This window comes from Phytobacter sp. (assembly GCF_059074235.1).
In genome coordinates this window covers 1152378-1170179 of sequence record NZ_JCACPZ010000008.1, presented here as the reverse complement: position 1 = coordinate 1170179, position 17802 = coordinate 1152378, and the positions used below count along the sequence as shown (strand labels likewise).

19 protein-coding genes and 1 tRNA gene are annotated in these 17802 nt (G+C 49.3%); 18 read left to right on the top strand and 2 right to left on the bottom strand.

The window, feature by feature from the left end; genetic code table 11:
- Positions 1–26 precede the first annotated feature (26 nt).
- The 14 genes from AC5JPW_RS23390 (at position 27) to AC5JPW_RS23325 (ending at position 11046) form a co-directional block, all read left to right on the top strand.
- Positions 27–662, top strand: coding sequence for a phage baseplate assembly protein V (locus tag AC5JPW_RS23390; protein WP_494243497.1), 636 nt, complete (start codon positions 27–29; stop codon positions 660–662).
- On the top strand, positions 659–1006 hold the full coding sequence (locus AC5JPW_RS23385) for a GPW/gp25 family protein (protein ID WP_494243496.1): 348 nt from the start codon (positions 659–661) through the stop codon (positions 1004–1006). Before AC5JPW_RS23390 ends, AC5JPW_RS23385 begins: the two co-directional genes overlap by 4 nt.
- A 4-nt stretch (positions 1007–1010) precedes the next feature.
- Complete coding sequence (locus tag AC5JPW_RS23380) at positions 1011–1919, top strand: baseplate assembly protein (protein WP_494243494.1); 909 nt, start codon at positions 1011–1013, stop codon at positions 1917–1919.
- Entirely contained in the window at positions 1912–2523 is a 612-nt protein-coding gene (locus AC5JPW_RS23375) for a phage tail protein I (protein WP_494243492.1), read from the top strand. Before AC5JPW_RS23380 ends, AC5JPW_RS23375 begins: the two co-directional genes overlap by 8 nt.
- Positions 2520–3761, top strand: a complete 1242-nt coding sequence (locus AC5JPW_RS23370; protein WP_494243490.1) for a phage tail protein — start codon at positions 2520–2522, stop codon at positions 3759–3761. Before AC5JPW_RS23375 ends, AC5JPW_RS23370 begins: the two co-directional genes overlap by 4 nt.
- Positions 3761–4363, top strand: a complete 603-nt coding sequence (locus tag AC5JPW_RS23365; protein ID WP_494243488.1) for a tail fiber assembly protein — start codon at positions 3761–3763, stop codon at positions 4361–4363. The genes AC5JPW_RS23370 and AC5JPW_RS23365 overlap by 1 nt, the downstream gene beginning before the upstream one ends.
- A gap of 96 nt (positions 4364–4459) precedes the next feature.
- Positions 4460–5650: a phage tail sheath protein gene (locus AC5JPW_RS23360; protein ID WP_494243486.1), complete on the top strand. Its 1191-nt coding sequence runs from the start codon at positions 4460–4462 to the stop codon at positions 5648–5650.
- 13 nt (positions 5651–5663) lie between these two features.
- The gene (locus tag AC5JPW_RS23355) at positions 5664–6182 is read left to right on the top strand and encodes a phage major tail tube protein (protein WP_494243484.1); all 519 of its coding nucleotides are present in this window, start codon (positions 5664–5666) and stop codon (positions 6180–6182) included.
- A 60-nt stretch (positions 6183–6242) separates the two neighbouring features.
- Entirely contained in the window at positions 6243–6518 is a 276-nt protein-coding gene (locus tag AC5JPW_RS23350) for a phage tail assembly protein (protein WP_494243482.1), read from the top strand.
- 32 nt (positions 6519–6550) lie between these two features.
- The gene (locus AC5JPW_RS23345; RefSeq protein ID WP_494243481.1) at positions 6551–6670 is read left to right on the top strand and encodes a GpE family phage tail protein; all 120 of its coding nucleotides are present in this window, start codon (positions 6551–6553) and stop codon (positions 6668–6670) included.
- The gene (locus tag AC5JPW_RS23340; protein WP_494243479.1) at positions 6663–9122 is read left to right on the top strand and encodes a phage tail tape measure protein; all 2460 of its coding nucleotides are present in this window, start codon (positions 6663–6665) and stop codon (positions 9120–9122) included. Before AC5JPW_RS23345 ends, AC5JPW_RS23340 begins: the two co-directional genes overlap by 8 nt.
- Before the next feature lie 13 nt (positions 9123–9135).
- On the top strand, positions 9136–9615 hold the full coding sequence (locus tag AC5JPW_RS23335) for a phage tail protein (protein WP_494243477.1): 480 nt from the start codon (positions 9136–9138) through the stop codon (positions 9613–9615).
- Entirely contained in the window at positions 9615–10763 is a 1149-nt protein-coding gene (locus tag AC5JPW_RS23330; RefSeq protein WP_494243475.1) for a phage late control D family protein, read from the top strand. The genes AC5JPW_RS23335 and AC5JPW_RS23330 overlap by 1 nt, the downstream gene beginning before the upstream one ends.
- Positions 10764–10827: 64 nt before the next feature.
- Positions 10828–11046 carry a DNA-binding transcriptional regulator gene (locus AC5JPW_RS23325; protein WP_494243474.1) on the top strand — a complete coding sequence of 73 codons (219 nt, stop codon included), beginning with the start codon at positions 10828–10830 and terminating at the stop codon, positions 11044–11046.
- Between the two features lie 146 nt (positions 11047–11192).
- On the opposite strand, the gene AC5JPW_RS23320 is transcribed toward AC5JPW_RS23325, so the two are convergent.
- Positions 11193–11268, bottom strand: a tRNA-Ile gene (locus tag AC5JPW_RS23320).
- 126 nt (positions 11269–11394) lie between these two features.
- Here AC5JPW_RS23320 and mug point away from each other — a divergent pair.
- The 4 genes from mug (at position 11395) to AC5JPW_RS23300 (ending at position 16350) form a co-directional block, all read left to right on the top strand.
- Complete coding sequence (gene mug, locus AC5JPW_RS23315) at positions 11395–11901, top strand: G/U mismatch-specific DNA glycosylase (protein ID WP_494243936.1); 507 nt, start codon at positions 11395–11397, stop codon at positions 11899–11901.
- A gap of 500 nt (positions 11902–12401) precedes the next feature.
- Positions 12402–13178 carry an ABC transporter permease gene (locus tag AC5JPW_RS23310; RefSeq protein WP_494243473.1) on the top strand — a complete coding sequence of 259 codons (777 nt, stop codon included), beginning with the start codon at positions 12402–12404 and terminating at the stop codon, positions 13176–13178.
- Positions 13175–13843, top strand: coding sequence for an ABC transporter ATP-binding protein (locus tag AC5JPW_RS23305; RefSeq protein ID WP_494243471.1), 669 nt, complete (start codon positions 13175–13177; stop codon positions 13841–13843). Before AC5JPW_RS23310 ends, AC5JPW_RS23305 begins: the two co-directional genes overlap by 4 nt.
- Before the next feature lie 101 nt (positions 13844–13944).
- The gene (locus AC5JPW_RS23300) at positions 13945–16350 is read left to right on the top strand and encodes a capsular polysaccharide export protein, LipB/KpsS family (protein ID WP_494243469.1); all 2406 of its coding nucleotides are present in this window, start codon (positions 13945–13947) and stop codon (positions 16348–16350) included.
- A gap of 195 nt (positions 16351–16545) precedes the next feature.
- Here the strand turns inward: AC5JPW_RS23300 and AC5JPW_RS23295 are convergent, their stop codons facing one another.
- Positions 16546–17793 carry a capsule polysaccharide biogenesis protein gene (locus AC5JPW_RS23295; RefSeq protein WP_494243934.1) on the bottom strand — a complete coding sequence of 416 codons (1248 nt, stop codon included), beginning with the start codon at positions 17791–17793 and terminating at the stop codon, positions 16546–16548.
- Between the last annotated feature and the right edge of the window lie 9 nt (positions 17794–17802).

The window sequence follows — 17802 nt, the reverse complement described above, 5'->3', positions numbered from 1 at the left end:
TTCCCCCCGGCGGCATCCTTTCTGGTATGAACACACTCGCAAATCTTCAGGAACTCGCCCGTGCGATTCGAAACATGATCCGCACCGGTGTCATTGTCGAAACTGACCTTGATGCCGGTCGCTGTCGTGTGCAGACCGGCGGCATTAAAACCGACTGGCTCCAGTGGCTGACCCAGCGCGCCGGGCGTTCCCGCACATGGTGGGCCCCGTCTGTGGGTGAGCAGGTCATTATTCTGTCCGTTGGCGGTGAGCTCGATACGGCTTTTGTGCTGCCTGCCATTTTCTCTGATGACCATCCCGCACCGTCAGCCTCCGCGGATGCTTTGCATATTGCCTTTCCTGACGGTGCCGTTATCGAGTATGAGCCGGAGACGGGGGCTCTGTCGGTCAGCGGCATCAAAACCGCTGATGTGACTGCATCAGAGTCCGTCACCCTCACGGTGCCGGTGGTGCTGGTGAAAGCGGCAGAGCGTATCACCCTGGACACCCCGGAGGTGGTCTGTACTCAAAAACTCATCACCGGTTCGCTTGAGGTACAAAAAGGCGGTCAGATGCGTGGCGATATCACGCACACCGGCGGGGCACTGTCGTCAAACGGCAAGGTGCTGCACACCCATAAACACCCCGGCGACAGCGGCGGCACAACAGGATCGCCACTATGACAGCCCGTTATCTCGGTATGAGCCGCAGTACCGGAAAAACCATTACGGACGCGGAGCACATCAGTCAGAGCCTGAGTGACATTTTGCGCACGCCTGTCGGCACACGCGTGATGCGCCGTGAATATGGCTCGTTGCTGTTTGACATGATTGACCAGCCGCAGACCCCGGCACTTGAGCTACAAATCAAGGTCGCCGTTTATATGGCTGTTCTGAAGTGGGAGCCCCGCGTCAGCCTGTCGGCAGTGGACACCGTGCGCCAGTACGACGGGAAGCTGGTCGTCAACCTGACGGGGACGCTTGCCGATACCGGCGCGCCTCTTTCTTTAACCATCCCAGTGAGCTAATACCATGCCGATTATCGACCTGAGCCAGCTCCCCGCGCCGGATGTTGTCGAAGTGCTCGACTTCGAAATCATCCTCGCTGAGCGAAAGGCAACACTGATTTCTCTGTTTCCTGAAGAACAGCAGGACGCTGTCGCCCGAACGCTGGCGCTGGAATCCGATCCACTGGTGAAATATCTGGAAGAAAACGCCTACCGTGAGGTTATCTGGCGTCAGCGCGTAAACGATGCCGCAAAAGGCTGCATGCTGGCCTTTGCGAGTCAAAACGACCTCGACAACATGGCCGGGAATAACAATACAGCGCGTCTGACCATCACCCCGGCTGACGACAGCACTGTCCCGCCCACGGCGGCGGTAATGGAATCTGACACCGATTTACGTCTGCGTGCGCAACAGGCTTTTGAGGGGCTGAGCGTGGCCGGGCCAACTGGCGCTTATGAGTACCACGGACGCAGTGCCGACGGGCGCGTCGCCGATATTTCTGTCGTCAGCCCTTCCCCGGCATGCGTCACCATTACGGTGCTGTCACGGGAAAACGACGGAACAGCCAGCGCCGGGTTGCTGGCCGTGGTGGAAAAGGCGCTCAATGCTGAAGACGTTCGCCCTGTAGGCGACCGCGTGACCGTTCAGGCCGCTGAAATCGTGCCTTATCAGATTGATGCTGTTCTCTACTTTTACCCCGGCCCGGAAGCGGAGCCCATCCGCCAGGCGGCAGAGCGACAGCTCAATAGCTACATCACCTCGCAGCACCGACTCGGGCGGGATATTCGCCAGTCTGCCATTTATGCCGCGCTGCACGTTGAGGGGGTGCAGCGTGTGGCGCTGATTAACCCGGCAAGCGACATGGTGCTCGGTCAGCATCAGGCCTCTTTCTGCACGGATTATGTGATTACCGCAGGGGGGACGGATGAGTGATAACCGCCTGTTGCCGGTGGGCTCTTCTGCGCTGGAGGTGGCCGCAGCGAAAGCAGCGGCGGAAATTAACCGCGTACCCGTGCCATTGCGCACGCTATGGAACGCCAACACCTGCCCGGTGAACCTGTTGCCCTATCTGGCGTGGGCGCTGTCCGTTGACCGGTGGGATTTCAACTGGCCGGAAGCGACAAAGCGCAGCGTTATCGCCTCCTCGTTTTTCATCCATCAGCATAAAGGCACCATCAGTGCATTGCGCCGTGTGGTGGAGCCGCTCGGCTATCTCATTGAGGTGAAAGAGTGGTGGGAACTCAACGAGGAACCCGGCACTTTCCGCCTGGTCGTCGGCGTGCTCGATAACGGCATCACGGATGAAATGTATCAGGAGCTTGAGCGCCTGATTAATGACGCAAAACCCGCCAGCCGCCACTTAACCGGGCTGGCGATAAGCCTCAGTACAACCGGCGAAACGTATGTCGGTGCGGGCTGTTACCTCGGCGACACGCTGACGGTTTACCCCTATACCCCCGAGGAAATTGTCGTCGGCGGTGAGTATTTCCCGGCCTCGGCCATCCATTTAATCGACAACCTGAGAGTGAACGCATGACGAAATATCTCGCCATTCTGACGAATCAGGGCGCGGCAAAACTGGCGAATGCGGCAGCGCTCGGCACGAAGCTGAACCTGACAAGATTAGCGGTCGGCGACGGCAATGGCGTATTGCCTACGCCCGACCCGGCACAAACAAAACTCGTTAACCAGAAGCGCATTGCACCGTTAAATATGCTCAGTGTTGACCCAAATAACGCCAGCCAGATTATCGCCGAGCAAATCATTCCCGAGAATGAGGGTGGTTTCTGGATTAGAGAAATTGGTCTTTACGACGATGACGGCGATCTGGTTGCCGTGGCGAACTGCCCGGAGACGTACAAGCCGCAGTTGCAGGAGGGGAGCGGACGCACGCAGACCATCCGCATGATTTTGATTGTGTCGAGCACCTCGGCGGTCACGCTGAAAATCGACCCTGCCATCGTGCTGGCAACCCGCAAATATGCCGATGACAAGGCGATTGAGCTGAAACTGTATGTCGATGACCTGATGGCTAAGCACCTTGCGGCGGCTGACCCGCATTCGCAATATGCAACAAAGGACAGCCCGACCTTTACCGGCAAGCCAAAAGCGCCCACGCCGCCTGTCATAGCGAACGATACACGAGTTGCTACAGCGGAGTTTGTGCAGGCGGTGATTGCCGCTCTTGTATCCGGGGAGCTGGCGAATAAGCAACCTCTGGATAAGACACTAACGGCCCTGTCCGGGAAGGATGTCGGCGCGATTCTCGAATACCTCAGGTTGGGATCTGGAGCGCCAGCCATCGGCATCCCGTTCTTCTGGCCGTTAGCTGCAATGCCAAATTCAGTAATCCCTGAGTGGGCGGATATGACGTTCCTGAAATTTAACGGAGCTTCATTTTCAGCGGCCGAATACCCTAAATTAGCGCTGGCTTTTCCCGGACTCATTATCCCTGAAGCGCGCGGCGTTTTTCCCCGTATTTGGGATGACGGGCGCGGCGTTGATGCGGGGCGTACCCTGCTGAGTGACCAGTTAGGTACGTTCGTTTCTGTCGATATTAACTACGCGGACACCGGGCTGGTTGGCGCAATTGGGACAATTGGCGGCGACGGGGGGATTGCTAACGTGAACGGGGATACTATCACGACACCGCTCACGAAAACTGCGTTTCAGTATTCGCAGGCAACGATAGCGACATCAACGTCGCTGGTCACAAACACCGTAGCAACTCGGCCGCGCAATCTCGCGTTTAACTTCTTAGTGAGGGCAAAATAATGCGTCCAGTGTTTGACAGTACTGGTCTGGCTACTGAGTCGGGCAATCTGCGCTGTTTTTATTACGATCCCTTTTCACGGGAATATGCCGGTTACGCTGATGAATTTATTCCCATCGGCGTGAGCCTGCCGGGCCATTCCACTGCGATTGTTCCGGGTGCTGAGATTGCTGGTTACGCACGCGTGTTTACCGGGGAAAACTGGTCGCAACTTGCAGACCATCGTGGGACGCTGGCCTATTCAACAATAGATGGAACACCGTCAATTGTTGATTACATCGGAGACATCAAGGCCGGTTTCGTTGCCGATAAACCTGCCACGCCCTATGACGTATGGGGTGATGGTGGGTGGGTTACTGATAATCAGAAACTGAGGTCAGCACAAGTCGCAGAAGCAGAACAGAAAAAATCTCACCTGCTATCTATCGCCACTGAAAAAATCAGCATCCTACAGGATGCCGTTGATATGGACATGGCTACACCCGAAGAAACCGCAGCACTGACGGCGTGGAAAAAGTTTCGGGTACTGCTCAACAGAACAGACACAACCGTTGCACCTGATGTTAACTGGCCTGAATCACCGGATTCACTGCCCGTGGTCTGAATGTCGTTGTGCCAGCGACCTTCAAACCCTCATAAATAGCCCTCCGCGTGTGCCGCCATGAGAATAGCCTCACCCCTTAACCACGGAGTTAAAAGGATGAGTGATTTTCATCATGGTGTGCAGGTTGTTGAAATCAACGACGGCACACGCGTCATTTCCACTGTTTCAACGGCTATCATCGGCATGGTGTGTACCGCCAGTGATGCCGATGCGGCAACCTTTCCCCTTAATGAGCCGGTGCTGATTACCAGCGTGCAAAGCGCTATTGCAAAGGCGGGTAAAAAAGGCACGCTGGCGGCTTCCCTTCAGGCGATTGCTGACCAGGCAAAACCCGTCACCGTTGTGGTGCGCGTTGCCGAAGGCACCGGCGACGATGAAGAGGCCGCATTCGCGCAGACCATTTCCAATATCATTGGCACCACTGATGAGAACGGTATATATACCGGCCTTAAAGCCCTGCTGACTGCTGAAGCTGTCACTGGTGTGAAGCCACGCATTCTGGGTGTACCGGGTTATGACTCCCTCGAAGTGGCGACAGCGCTTGCGCCGGTGTGTCAGAAGCTGCGTGCCTTTGGTTATGTCAGCGCCTGGGGCTGCAAAACTATTTCTGATGCCATCAAATACCGCGACAACTTCAGCCAGCGTGAGCTGATGGTTATCTGGCCGGATTTCCTTGCCTGGGATACCGTCTCCAGTACCACGGCAACGGCATACGCGACAGCCCGTGCGCTCGGTTTACGTGCGTTTATCGACCAGTCAGTCGGCTGGCATAAAACCCTGTCTAACGTCGGCGTCAATGGTGTCACCGGCATCAGTGCATCCGTCTTCTGGGATTTGCAGGAGCCCGGCACCGATGCCGACCTGCTCAACCAGGCTGGCGTGACGACGCTTATCCGCAAGGATGGTTTTCGTTTTTGGGGAAACCGTACTTGTTCTGATGACCCGCTTTTCTTATTCGAAAACTACACCCGCACCGCACAGGTGATTGCCGACACAATGGCCGAGGCGCACATGTGGGCAGTTGACCGGCCCATTACCGCCACGCTGATTCGTGACATCGTTGATGGCATCAATGCCAAATTCCGCGAGCTCAAAACAAACGGTTACATCGTGGATGCGACCTGCTGGTTTGATGAAGAGGCCAACGACAAGGAGACGCTCAAGGCCGGGAAGTTGTTTATTGATTACGACTATACGCCGGTTCCCCCTCTCGAAAACCTGACCCTCCGCCAGCGCATCACGGATAAATATCTGGCGAATCTGGTTTCCTCGGTCAACAGCAAATAAGGAGCCTGACCCAATGGCAATGCCGCGCAAGCTCAAATTAATGAATGTTTTTCTGAACGGTTACAGCTATCAGGGGGTGGCGAGTTCTATCACCCTGCCAAAGCTGACCCGTAAGCTCGAAAACTACCGTGGGGCGGGAATGAATGGTGTCGCGCCGGTCGACCTCGGTCTCGATGATGATGCCCTGTCGATGGAATGGTCGCTCGGCGGTTTCCCCGATGCCGTTATCTGGGAGCTTTACGGGGCTACCGGTGCGGATGCTGTCCCCATTCGCTTTGCCGGTTCCTATCAGCGTGACGATACCGGCGACACGGTCGCGGTTGAGGTGCTGATGCGTGGCCGTCAGAAAGAGATCGACATGGGCGAAAGCAAGCAGGGTGAAGATACCGAGTCGAAAATCTCCGTTATCTGTACGTACTTCAAACTGACAATGGACGGTAAAGAACTGGTTGAAATCGACACTATCAACATGGTTGAGAAGGTGAACGGTGTCGACAAGCTGGAACAGCACCGCCGCAATATCGGTCTGTAATAACCCGCCGGTCAGCGGTGCTGACCGGTTAACTCCTCCCCCTTTTTAAACGAGAAAACCATGACCAAAGAAAATGTTGTTACTCTGGAAAATCCTGTCAAACGTGGCGAGCAGTTGATTGAATCCATCACCCTGATTAAACCGAATGCAGGTACGCTGCGCGGCGTGAGCCTTGCTGCGGTCGCCAACTCGGAAGTCGATGCGCTGATTAAAGTCCTGCCCCGCATGACCGCACCTATGCTCACCGAGCAGGAGGTCGCCACGATGGAATTGCCCGATCTCGTTGCGCTGGCCGGTAAGGTGGTCGGTTTTTTGTCACCGAGTTCGGTACGTTAACTTTTCCCCCGAAACTGTCGGTAGATGACCTGATGGCGGATGTTGCAGTGATTTTTCACTGGCCGCCATCAGAGCTTTATCCACTGAGCCTGACCGAGCTCATTACATGGCGCGAAAAAGCGATTCAGCGAAGCGGTAACGCAAATGAGTGAAAACGTTAAGTTACAGGTATTACTCCGGGCTGTAGACCAGGCGACACGCCCCTTTAAAGCGGTACAGGCAGCAAGTAAAACGTTGTCCTCTGATATCCGGGGCTCGCAGGAGGAGCTTAAAGCCCTGAACGCACAGGCGCGCCGCATTGAAGGTTTTCGCACTGTCAGTGGTCAACTCGCGGTCACGGGCGAGGCACTGAAAAAAGCCAAAGCAGAAACCGAGGCGCTGGGCATACAGATGCGCAATGCGACAAACCCGACAGCGGCTCAGGTCAAAGCATTTGAAAATGCCCGGCGCGGTGCAGCGGCCTTGCAGGATAAATATAACTCTCTGCGTCAGGCAGTTCAGCGCCAGCGTACCGAGCTGCAACAGTCCGGCATCGATACCCGGAATCTGTCCGATGCCGGGCGCACACTGCGAACCAGCATTACGAATACCACCACCAACCTTGACCGACAGCGTGCAGCATTAGCCAGGGTAAGCCAGCAACAGGAACGGCTTAACGCGGTCAGTCAGCGTTATGAGCGCGGCAAAGCGGCGGCGGCAAGCGTGCGAAATGTCAGTGCCGCCTCACTCGGGGCGGGGACGGCTGCTCTGTATGCCGGTAGTCGGTTAATGGCTCCTGAAATTCAGTCACAAAAAAACGGTGCATTGATAGCCGCACGTCAGGGCGAAGACCCCTCGAAAGGCAAGCAATACACCGACGTGATCCAGCGCATCAATGCATCGGGGGTGAGTGAGGACATCGAGAAAATTACCGAGGCAGTGTCGGCGGTACGCAGCACGCTCGGTACGCTGGGTAATGTCGGCGAGGCAGAGCTCGACCGCATAACCCGCAAAGCGCTGGATATGCAGACCACCTTTGGCACGGATACGGCGGAGAGTATCCAGATTGCTGCGATCATGATGAAAAACGGGCTGGCGGCGAGCAGTGACCAGGCGATGGATTTGATTGTGTCGGGGATGCAGCGGGTTTCCACGGAGATGCGCGGCGAGCTGCCGGAAATCCTTCACGAATACTCAACCCATTTTCGCAACATGGGATTCACCGGCGCAGAAGCGATGTCACTGCTGGTCGATATGTCAAAGCAGGGGAAATTTGCCCTCGACAAGACCGGGGACGCCATCAAGGAATTCAGCATCCGTGGCTCTGACATGTCCAAAAACAGCGTGGCGGCTTATGAAAAGATTGGCCTGAACGCGGAGAAAATGTCGCGTGATATTGCGACCGGCGGTGATAAGGCCCGGATTGCCATGCAGAAAACCGCGAAAGGGTTGCTTGCCATTAAAAATCCGGCGGACAGGGCGAATGCGGCGATTTCTCTGTTTGGTACACCTATTGAAGATTTGTCTGTAGACCAGATTCCGGCCTTTCTCGGTGCGCTGGCGCGGGTAAAAAATCAGATGGGCGATGTTAATGGCGCAGCCGATGGCATGGGCAAAACCTTGCGCGATAATTTATCGGGCGATGTCGCTGGCCTGAAAGGGGCGTTCGAAGGGCTGCGTTTTAATGTTTTTGCCGGGCTGGATACGCATTTACGTACCCTGACGAAAAGCGCAACGCTCTGGCTCACAAAGCTGAATGCCTGGGTGAGCGCCAATCCGTCTCTGACCTCCAATCTGGTTATGGTGGCCGGAGCCGTTGCCGGGCTGGCGGCGGTACTGGGTGGCGTGGGGCTGGTTATCTGGCCGGTGATGGCGGGCATCAATGCCCTTATCGCCGGGGCGGGGCTGCTCAGTGCGGGATTCAGTATTGCCGGGGGCGCTATCGTCACGGCAATCGGTGCCATCACATGGCCGGTGGTGGCCGTGGTAGCCGCCATTGTCGCCGGAGCATTGTTAATCCGTAAATACTGGGAACCCATCAGTGCATTTTTCGGCGGTGTCATTGAGGGGCTGAAAGCCGCCTTTGCGCCTGTTGCAGAGTTATTTGCCCCCCTGCGTCCGGTTTTCGACTGGCTCGGGCAACAGCTTCAGGCTGCATGGCAATGGTTTACGAATCTGATTGCCCCGGTTAAATCCACACAGGAAACGCTTAACAGTTGCCGGGATACTGGCGTCATGTTTGGTCAGGCACTGGCTGATGCGCTGATGCTTCCGCTCAACGCATTTAACAAGCTACGTAGCGGGATTGACTGGGTGCTCGAAAAGCTGGGGGTCATCAATAAAGAATCGGGCACGCTGGATCAGACTGCCGCTAAAGCCAATGCCGCTACCCAGAGCGGGGGGTACATCCCGGCGACCAGCCAGTCGCAAGGGTATCAGGCCTATACCCCCGTCACGGCACCGGCGGGGCGCTCTTATGTTGACCAGAGTAAAAACGAGTACCACATCGCGTTACAGGGGGGCGTTGCTCCGGGTAATCAGCTTGACCGTCAGTTACAGGATGCGCTCGAAAAGCACGAACGCGACAAGCGCGCCCGAACACGCGCCAGCATGATGCACGATTAAGGGGAGACAAAATATGATGCTTGCGTTGGGAATGTTCGTTTTCATGCGTCAGACGTTGCCCTATCAGACGATGCAGCGTGACGCAGAATACCGCTGGCCGTCAAACTCCCGTGTCGGGAAAAGGGATGCCTATCAGTTTTTAGGTGTCGGCGAAGAAAAAATAACGCTGTCAGGGGCGCTCTATCCCGAACTTACGGGCGGCAAAATGACAATGAACATTGTCAGATTAATGGCCGAAGAGGGGCGCGCATGGCCGCTGATAGATGGCAACGGGCTGATTTATGGCATGTTCGTCATCAATAACGTCGCTGAGACCGGGAGCCTGTTTTTTTCAGACGGTTCGCCGCGAAAAATCGATTTTACGATGGCGCTTACCCGCGTTGACCCCTCGCTGGCCGCGCTGTATGGCGATATCGGAAAACAGGTTGAATCACTCGTTGGCCAGGCTGGCGACATGGCGACAAAATTACCGGGTCTGTTGGGGGTGGGCTGATGCTGGATGCACTGAATAATTACGCAGGGGGCGCGCAGACCCCCGCCTATATGCTGTCTGTGAACAGCAAGGATATCACCGGGAACATCAGCGACCGTCTGAAAAGTCTGACGCTGACTGACAACCGGGGATTTGAAGCGGACCAGCTCGATATCGAACTGGATGATGCCGACGGGCGTGTCGAGTTACCCCTGCGCGGGGCGGTGCTGTCATTGTCTTTGGGGTGGAAGGGCTTTGCCCTGACAGATAAAGGCAGTTACACCGTAGATGAAGTTGAGCACCGGGGCGCACCTGATACTGTCACCGTGCGAGCCCGTAGCGCAGATTTTCGCGGCACACTCAATTCCCGCAGGGAGCAGTCATGGCACGATACCACGCTGGGTGCGATAGTGGCGGCAATCGCTGCGCGTAACAAACTGGGGCCGAGTGTCGCGCCCGAGCTTGCGGGCATTAAAATCCCCCACGTTGACCAGTCGCAGGAATCGGACGTTAAATTTTTGACCCGGCTGGCGGAGCGCAACGGCGGGGAGGTATCGGTCAAAGCGGGTAAGTTGCTGCTGCTGAAAGGTGGGCGGGGCGTGACGGCCAGCGGGAAAGCAATTCCAGTGGTGACAATTTCCCGCAGTGACGGCGACCGGCATCAGTTTTCGATTGCTGACCGTGGTGCCTATACCGGCGTTACCGCGAAATGGTTGCACACCAAAGACCCGAAGCCGCAAACCGAGAAAGTAAAACTCAAGCGCAAGAAAAAGGAGCAGAAAAACAGTACCACGGCGCACCCGAAGGCGAAGCCCGTTAAAGTGCCAAAAGTGCCGGAAGCGCGAGAGGGTGAATATATGGCCGGTACGTCGGATAATGTGTTTGCACTGACGACCATTTTTGCAACCAAAGCTCAGGCACTGCGTGCCGCACAGGCAAAATGGGACAAGTTGCAACGTGGTGTCGCTGAGTTCTCAATCAGTCTTGCCACCGGGCGTGCTGATATCTACCCCGAGACGCCGGTCAGGGTTACAGGGTTTAAGCGCGTGATAGATGAGCAGGCGTGGATAATCACTAAAGTGACACACGCATTAAGTAACAGTGGTTACACAACGGCGTTAGAGCTTGAGGTGAAGCTATCGGATGTTGAATATGAAAACGATGAATAAAAAGTTCTCTTATGGTGACTAAGTGGGTATTATTAATTCACTTTTAGTGAACTTGAGGTGTTTTATGTTTCATTGTCCGCAGTGCCAGCACGCAGCACACGCACGTACCAGTCGTTACCTCAGCGAAAATACCAAAGAACGTTACCATCAGTGCACAAATATCAATTGCAGTTGCACATTCGTCACAATGGAATCAGTGGAACGCTTTATCGTCACACCAGGCACAATAGTTCCTGCACCCCCACATCCTTTGCCAACCGGCCAGCGCCAGCTATGGATGTGACAAAACCCGCCATGAGCGGGTTTTTTTATGTCCTAGATTAAAGTGGCGGTAAAAATAACATCGCCATTTTACCGCCACTCAGATTCCAGAAAATAAAAAAGCCACTATCAGAAGTGGCTTAATTATATGATTTTAAAGCTAAAATTTGGTGGCCCCTGCTGGACTTGAACCAGCGACCAAGCGATTATGAGTCGCCTGCTCTAACCACTGAGCTAAGGGGCCGTGGCGGGGAATTATAAAGTAACTTCACCGGGCAATCCAGCCTCAATATTCCGGCTGCCTGTTTTATAAACAGCGCGTTTTCAATTCGTTATACTACAGTTTGGTTTTGACTTAACGGAGATGATGATGATCAACGATATTCTCGCGCCCGGCCTAAGGGTGGTGTTCTGTGGCATCAATCCGGGAAAATCATCCGCTCACACAGGTTTTCACTTTGCTCACCCTGGAAATCGCTTCTGGAAGGTTATTCATCAGGCCGGCTTTACGGACACGTTACTGCGCCCTGAGGATGAGAACCATCTCCTGGATACACGTTGTGGCATCACCATGCTGGTGGAGCGACCAACAGTGCAGGCCAGCGAGGTGGGACTACATGAGCTCCGTTCTGGCGGGCGAGAACTCATACTTAAGATTGAAGATTATCAACCTGCCGCACTGGCAATTCTGGGGAAAAAAGCCTTTGAGCAAGCCTTCAGCGTGCGCGGTGCGCCGTGGGGCAGGCAGAATTTTACTATCGGAGTGACCCAGGTCTGGGTACTGCCTAACCCGAGCGGCTTGAACAGAGCAACGCTTGAGAAGTTGGTTCAGGTATATCGGGAGCTTGATGATGCGCTGGTCATGCGAGGATTATAGTTTTGATAAATACTTCATATTTAATTCATTATTATTGTGATTAATTAAATAAGCTGTGATTCTCATTATTCGTAAGTGAAAGTAAAACCCAAAGAAAAGAACTGAAAAATAGTATACCTTAATACCCCGCTGATAATCCTTGGGACTGCATGCAATTCATTTAATGAATGATTTTTATTATTTGTATTTAGTGGAAATATAAATTCTGAATGATTTGGTATATGTTCATTTTTTTTTGATATGAAAAAGTTAATTAATTCGTTAAATGAATGCCTTTGTGACATTAATTAAAAATTTGTATGTCTGATTGGTAACTTTCCACATCTTATCAGTCAAGTCCCTGTGTTTTTAACTCTGGTTTTTCTGCTGTTTAGACAGTCGAAAATAAATTAATTCGTTGATAAAGATAAGGTTAATTTATTTTCACGATGAGAAACAAGCATTCTGGTAGCTCAAACCAGGGGCGGTAGCGTGTCTCAACAAATAAGGCTCCATCAATCATGGCCAGAAGTGGTTTACAAGTACAACAGGCAGCGATCATGGCGCTGTTCATGCGTGAGATAAAGACGCGTTTTGGTAAATACCGGTTAGGGTATTTATGGGCAATTCTTGAGCCAGTGGCCCATCTACTGATCTTGCTGACAGTTTTCGGATTCATCATGCATCGTACAATGCCTGATATCTCGTTTCCTGTCTTTTTGCTTAATGGAATTATTCCTTATTTTCTTTTTAGCAACATTGTACTGAGGTCAGTTGGCGCGATAGAGGCTAATCAGGGATTGTTTAATTATCGGCCAGTCAAACCGATTGATACAATCCTTTCTCGTGCTCTACTGGAGACGACTATTTATGTTTGCGTTTACTTCATTCTGATGGTTTTAATGTATCTCTCAGGCGAGAGTATTAATATTAATAACATTATCACATTAATATTTTCCTGGTTTTTCTTGATAATGATTTCATGTGGTATAGGGATGATATTCATGGTCGTTGGACGTTCTTTTCCAGAAACGGAGAAGTTTATTCCTATTCTCATCAAGCCACTCTATTTCCTTTCTTGCATCATGTTTCCCTTGCATGCCATTCCTAAAGAATACTGGCCATACATATTATGGAATCCACTTGTCCATGCTGTAGAGCTTGGCCGGGAGTCGGTAGTTCAGGGTTATGTAAGCCAGGGAGTCAGTCTTCATTATCTGGCGCTGTGTGCGTTGGTGACGTTATTTATTGGTCTGGCGCTCTATAAAACAAAAGAAGAGTCAATGTTAACATCATGATTAAGATAGAGAACTTAACTAAATCATACCGAACGTCGCAAGGTCGCCACTATGTGTTTAAAGACCTCAACATAGAGTTGCCCACCGGAAAGAGCGTTGCGTTAATTGGACGAAATGGTGCGGGGAAATCAACGCTACTTCGGATGATTGGAGGTATCGACAGGCCAGATTCCGGCAGCATTATCACGGATAAATCGATCTCCTGGCCCGTGGGCCTTTCCGGTGGTTTTCAGGGAAGCTTGACGGGAAGAGAAAATGTGAAATTTGTCGCCCGACTTTATGCAGAAAAAAACGAATTAAAAGATAAAATTGATTTTGTTGAAGACTTTGCGGAGTTGGGTAATTATTTTGATATGCCCATTAAAACCTACTCATCAGGAATGCGGTCCCGCCTTGGCTTTGGGCTGAGTATGGCTTTTCACTTTGATTATTACCTTGTTGATGAGATTACTGCGGTGGGTGATGCCAGGTTTAAGAAAAAGTGTGCAGAGGTATTTATTCATAGATGTCATAACTCTTCAGTTTTAATGGTATCTCACAGTGTAAATGATTTGAGGAAACATTGCTCATCTGCGCTTCTTCTTGGGAGAGATAATAAGTTTATATATTTTGAAGAAATCGATGAAGCATTTGAGAATTATAAGGGTGATGAAGGTTTGATATAGCTCATGTCAACTTCCTAATTTTTATTAGGGGATGTTCGGTTAATTAAGTTTATATTAATTAACTATACTCAATAACGCTAAAATATAATGGTTTCTATTTTATGAATTTTAATTTAGTTGATGCAGTTAAATCAAATATTGTCTCAAATGAGTTATCCGTGAGTGACATTACAGTATGTATTTGTGTTCGTGCCAGTGAGATTACACCTTGGATTATTCAACGATTGATGTTTACTTTGGGGTTTTATGATCCTTCGCCGAATTTTATGATTATTGATTTTGGCTCAAAAGAACCTTATTCTGAAAAAATAAGAGAGATATGCAAATCATTTTGTTCTGAGTTGGTATATGTTTCTGATTATGATGAATTCTCCTCGTCAAAAGCTAGAAATATTGGGTTTAAAAACTCCAAAACAGAATTTATTCTTTTTTCAGACGTTGATTTTGTTTATGAACGTGATTTTTTTGATAGATTGACTTCTATAGCAGCTAAATTGGATTTGAAAGCAAATCCAATGAAAGTTATCTCCATGCCAATTTTTCATTTAAATAAAAAAGCGACGACGTACTTCGAAGAGTTAGATAATAATAGTAAGCAGGATAAAATTCTAGCCCGATGGGGGGTCAATGGCCTTGGTACTGAGTTCGGTACTTTATTTGAGTTCATTGCCCCTTATAGTAATACTTTTTTAATTCATCGCGATATGTTCAACCTTTCTGGTGGCTATTGTGATGAATTTCGTGGACATGGTTCTGAGGACTTTGAATTTTTAATTAGACTAGCGAGATTAACAACTAATGTACCGCCACCAGATGAATTAAGTAAAGATTTCTATGGGCCTTTGAAAGAGTCATTTTGGGGGGATAAAGAGTATGCAGGTTTTCGGCGCTACCTTGAGGTATTTACACTGCCATGTGAAAGCCTGGGTTTAAAAGCTTTTCATCTTTGGCATGAGAAACCAGCAAGTAAAGGGTATTGGACTCGTAGTAATGACTGGAAGCGAGAAAGGTTTAATATTGTATTTAACCAATATGCTGAATCAAATGCTAGGCTACTAAATGTCGATTATTTAGAGCGTGAAAAATCAGCATTATGCATTTTTAGTGATGAGGCTCAGTGGGGGTATTTTCTTCCATTAAGGCTTGCAGGGTATAAGCTAACTATTCTTAATGAGAAAGTAGATGATGAAATAATTGCAGCTCTTCGGATGGTTGAAAATAAAAAAGTTGACAGGATTTTTATTTTTAACCCATATATGAAAAGTCACGTAATGTTTAGAGGGATTGTTGAGGTTGCAAAAAAAGTTGGTGTGAGTGTGACAGTTATTGAGCGTGGAGGATTACCTAATTCTCTTTATTATGCTGATGAAGTAGCATATGGCGATGATGAATATCATCGGATTTACGATGAGTTATCTTTTGATGATTTTACTGAAAACCAAATTAAATTAACTGGTAGTATCATTGAAACTTTAAGAAAAGGTAATCATTCATTAGAGAGTATGCAATCTTATGAAGATACATGGGGCAAGCATACTTTGTTGAGATTTACAGACAAAAAGAAAATATTTATTCCGCTACAATTACGTGACGATATGGCTGTTAGGTATTTTACTGAAGGCTATACTAGCTACGAGTTTTTTGAAGAGGGTATTAAGGAAGCTGTTGTTAATAATGAAGATGTCATTTTCATTATTAAGCAACACCCTCTTAGTAAATATGATATGACTTGGACTGAGGACTATGTGAATGTAATTCTCACAAGTCAGGATGATAACATTCATGCTTTGATTGATATAAGCGATGCTGTAGGGCTATATAATTCAGGTGTGGGTTTGCTAGCAATTGCACATCGTAAACCATTGTATAATGTTGGAAACGCCTATTATAATTCTCATGATAGGCTATCAATTAGGAAGAATTCAGTTTCTGAGATTGTCGCTGATATTTTAAAAAATACATTTTCAATGAGGGATGATAGTAAAGTAAAACTATTTTTTTCATGGCTGATTTTCAAGAAATATAGTTGGTTTACTGCGCAAGATCTAATTAGGGATTTTGTTGATCGTAAAGCACATGCTTATGATTATATCAATGTTGGGGTCTTGAATTTCAATAAGCATACGTATATTTCAGGTTGGGATTTATATGGGTGTGATTACTCACCGAGAAGTTATTTAAATTGGCACTTAAGAATTTCTGATAATAATGGGATTGGTTCTAAAAATATCAATAATTCATCTGGTTCGATAAAAAAACAAGGTGCTGTTAATGAAACGGTATTAAATGAAATGTTAACTTCTGATAGTAATAAAAATGTTGGCAAGGTATGGAGGACGAGAAAAAACATTAAGAAAAAAACCATAATTGGGTATGTTTTTATTTCTCTTTTTAATATTTTTGTCTCAGGTAAGAAAAAGATCAAATTGAAAGAGACTCCCGATCGATTTTTCAATGAGTCCAATTTTTCTCTTTTAAAATGGATTGGTAAGATTGCTTTTAAATAGTAATTGGATATGTTTTTATTAAAGGCATTAAAAACTCTTTAAGCTTTAATGAGAGCTGTTTTTATAGTATTAATGTATCTTTGTTTTTTGATGGTGATGTTTCATAAAGAAATTCTCATCACTTTTATTATGATTCTGAGGGTTCCTGGGTTTTATTTTTTTATATGCTCTGAAAATTTATGGCTATATATAAATTCACCCATAAAGGTCAGGGCATTTTTTAAATGCCATGTCAATTTTTGCTACCTGATGCTGAAAAATCTTCGATCTCGAACTGTAATACACCGCATTAATCTGAGTATTTGCCAGCAAATATCCCCGAAACTTCTCAAACAACCTCATATCCGGCTTAAAGTCTGCCGTCCAGAACTGGTGCAAATGTCCCTGATACGTCATTCCTTTGATGTCGTACAGGGCATTGCCCATCACTTTCAGCGGTTTGTTATGAATCAATGCTGAAATTCCCGCCGTACTGTTAATCGTCACCACTGCTCTGGCATGAGTTAAAAGCTCAGGCATTGAGACGTCGTGCACGTAAATCACACGACTGGATATTCCGTATTTTTTACCCAGCGTCTTAATCAACGGCCCATACAGACGATGACCACGGTCCATAGGATGGTGTTTAATCACGAGCACATGTCCTAATGGTGCCTTGCGGGAAAATGAATACATCACATCGTTGATGTAATCTCGCACATCCGCATACGGACTGTGATTGCGAATCTGGCTGTCATTATAAACCTGCAGAATGGCGAGGTAGTAACGTTGGTCCAGAGTGGTCTGCAGAGTCTGCAGTACATTACGCTGCTTGTAGCCATACCAGTGCTTACGCCACCAGGCTCGCACCCAGCATTTTGCCTCATACCAAGGGGAAAATGATTTGTGATGCCGGTAATTTTCAAACTCCTGGCGATAATACCAACCGACTAAATAGTACCAGGTCGCGTGCATACAACGCTGGGCAGAGGAAGGTTTCAGTTTTACAACGTTAGCGGGTGGTGTTTCTGGAAGGGCACGATAAAACTCAGGATCGCGAGGCATTGAGGAATACGCATTAACGCCCCCTTCCTCAACGGTAATAAAGTGTGGACGCAGGTAACCTTCCTCAAAGGCGAGAAAACGAATACCTCTGGATTTGGCCCATGCGCGTGCAGCTTGATGAAGAGGGCGACAATCACCAAAACATAAAAGGGTGTCGAACGCATAATCAGCCCAGATCTTTTTCAACCAGGTCGGAAATTCTTTCGCTGTTTGGGTATACGTCAGGCAGGGGCGGTTGCGGCAATAAAAACGATCACCGCCGTTAAACACAACGTTCACGGCCTCCCGGTCCAGTGTTTCCAGCCAGGCGGCGACATCGTTAAAATAAGGGCCCATTGGTCCTTGCAGGAGAAGATATTTTTTCCCGGCGAGTAATGTCTTAACCGTATTATTTTGCATCATTCCGTT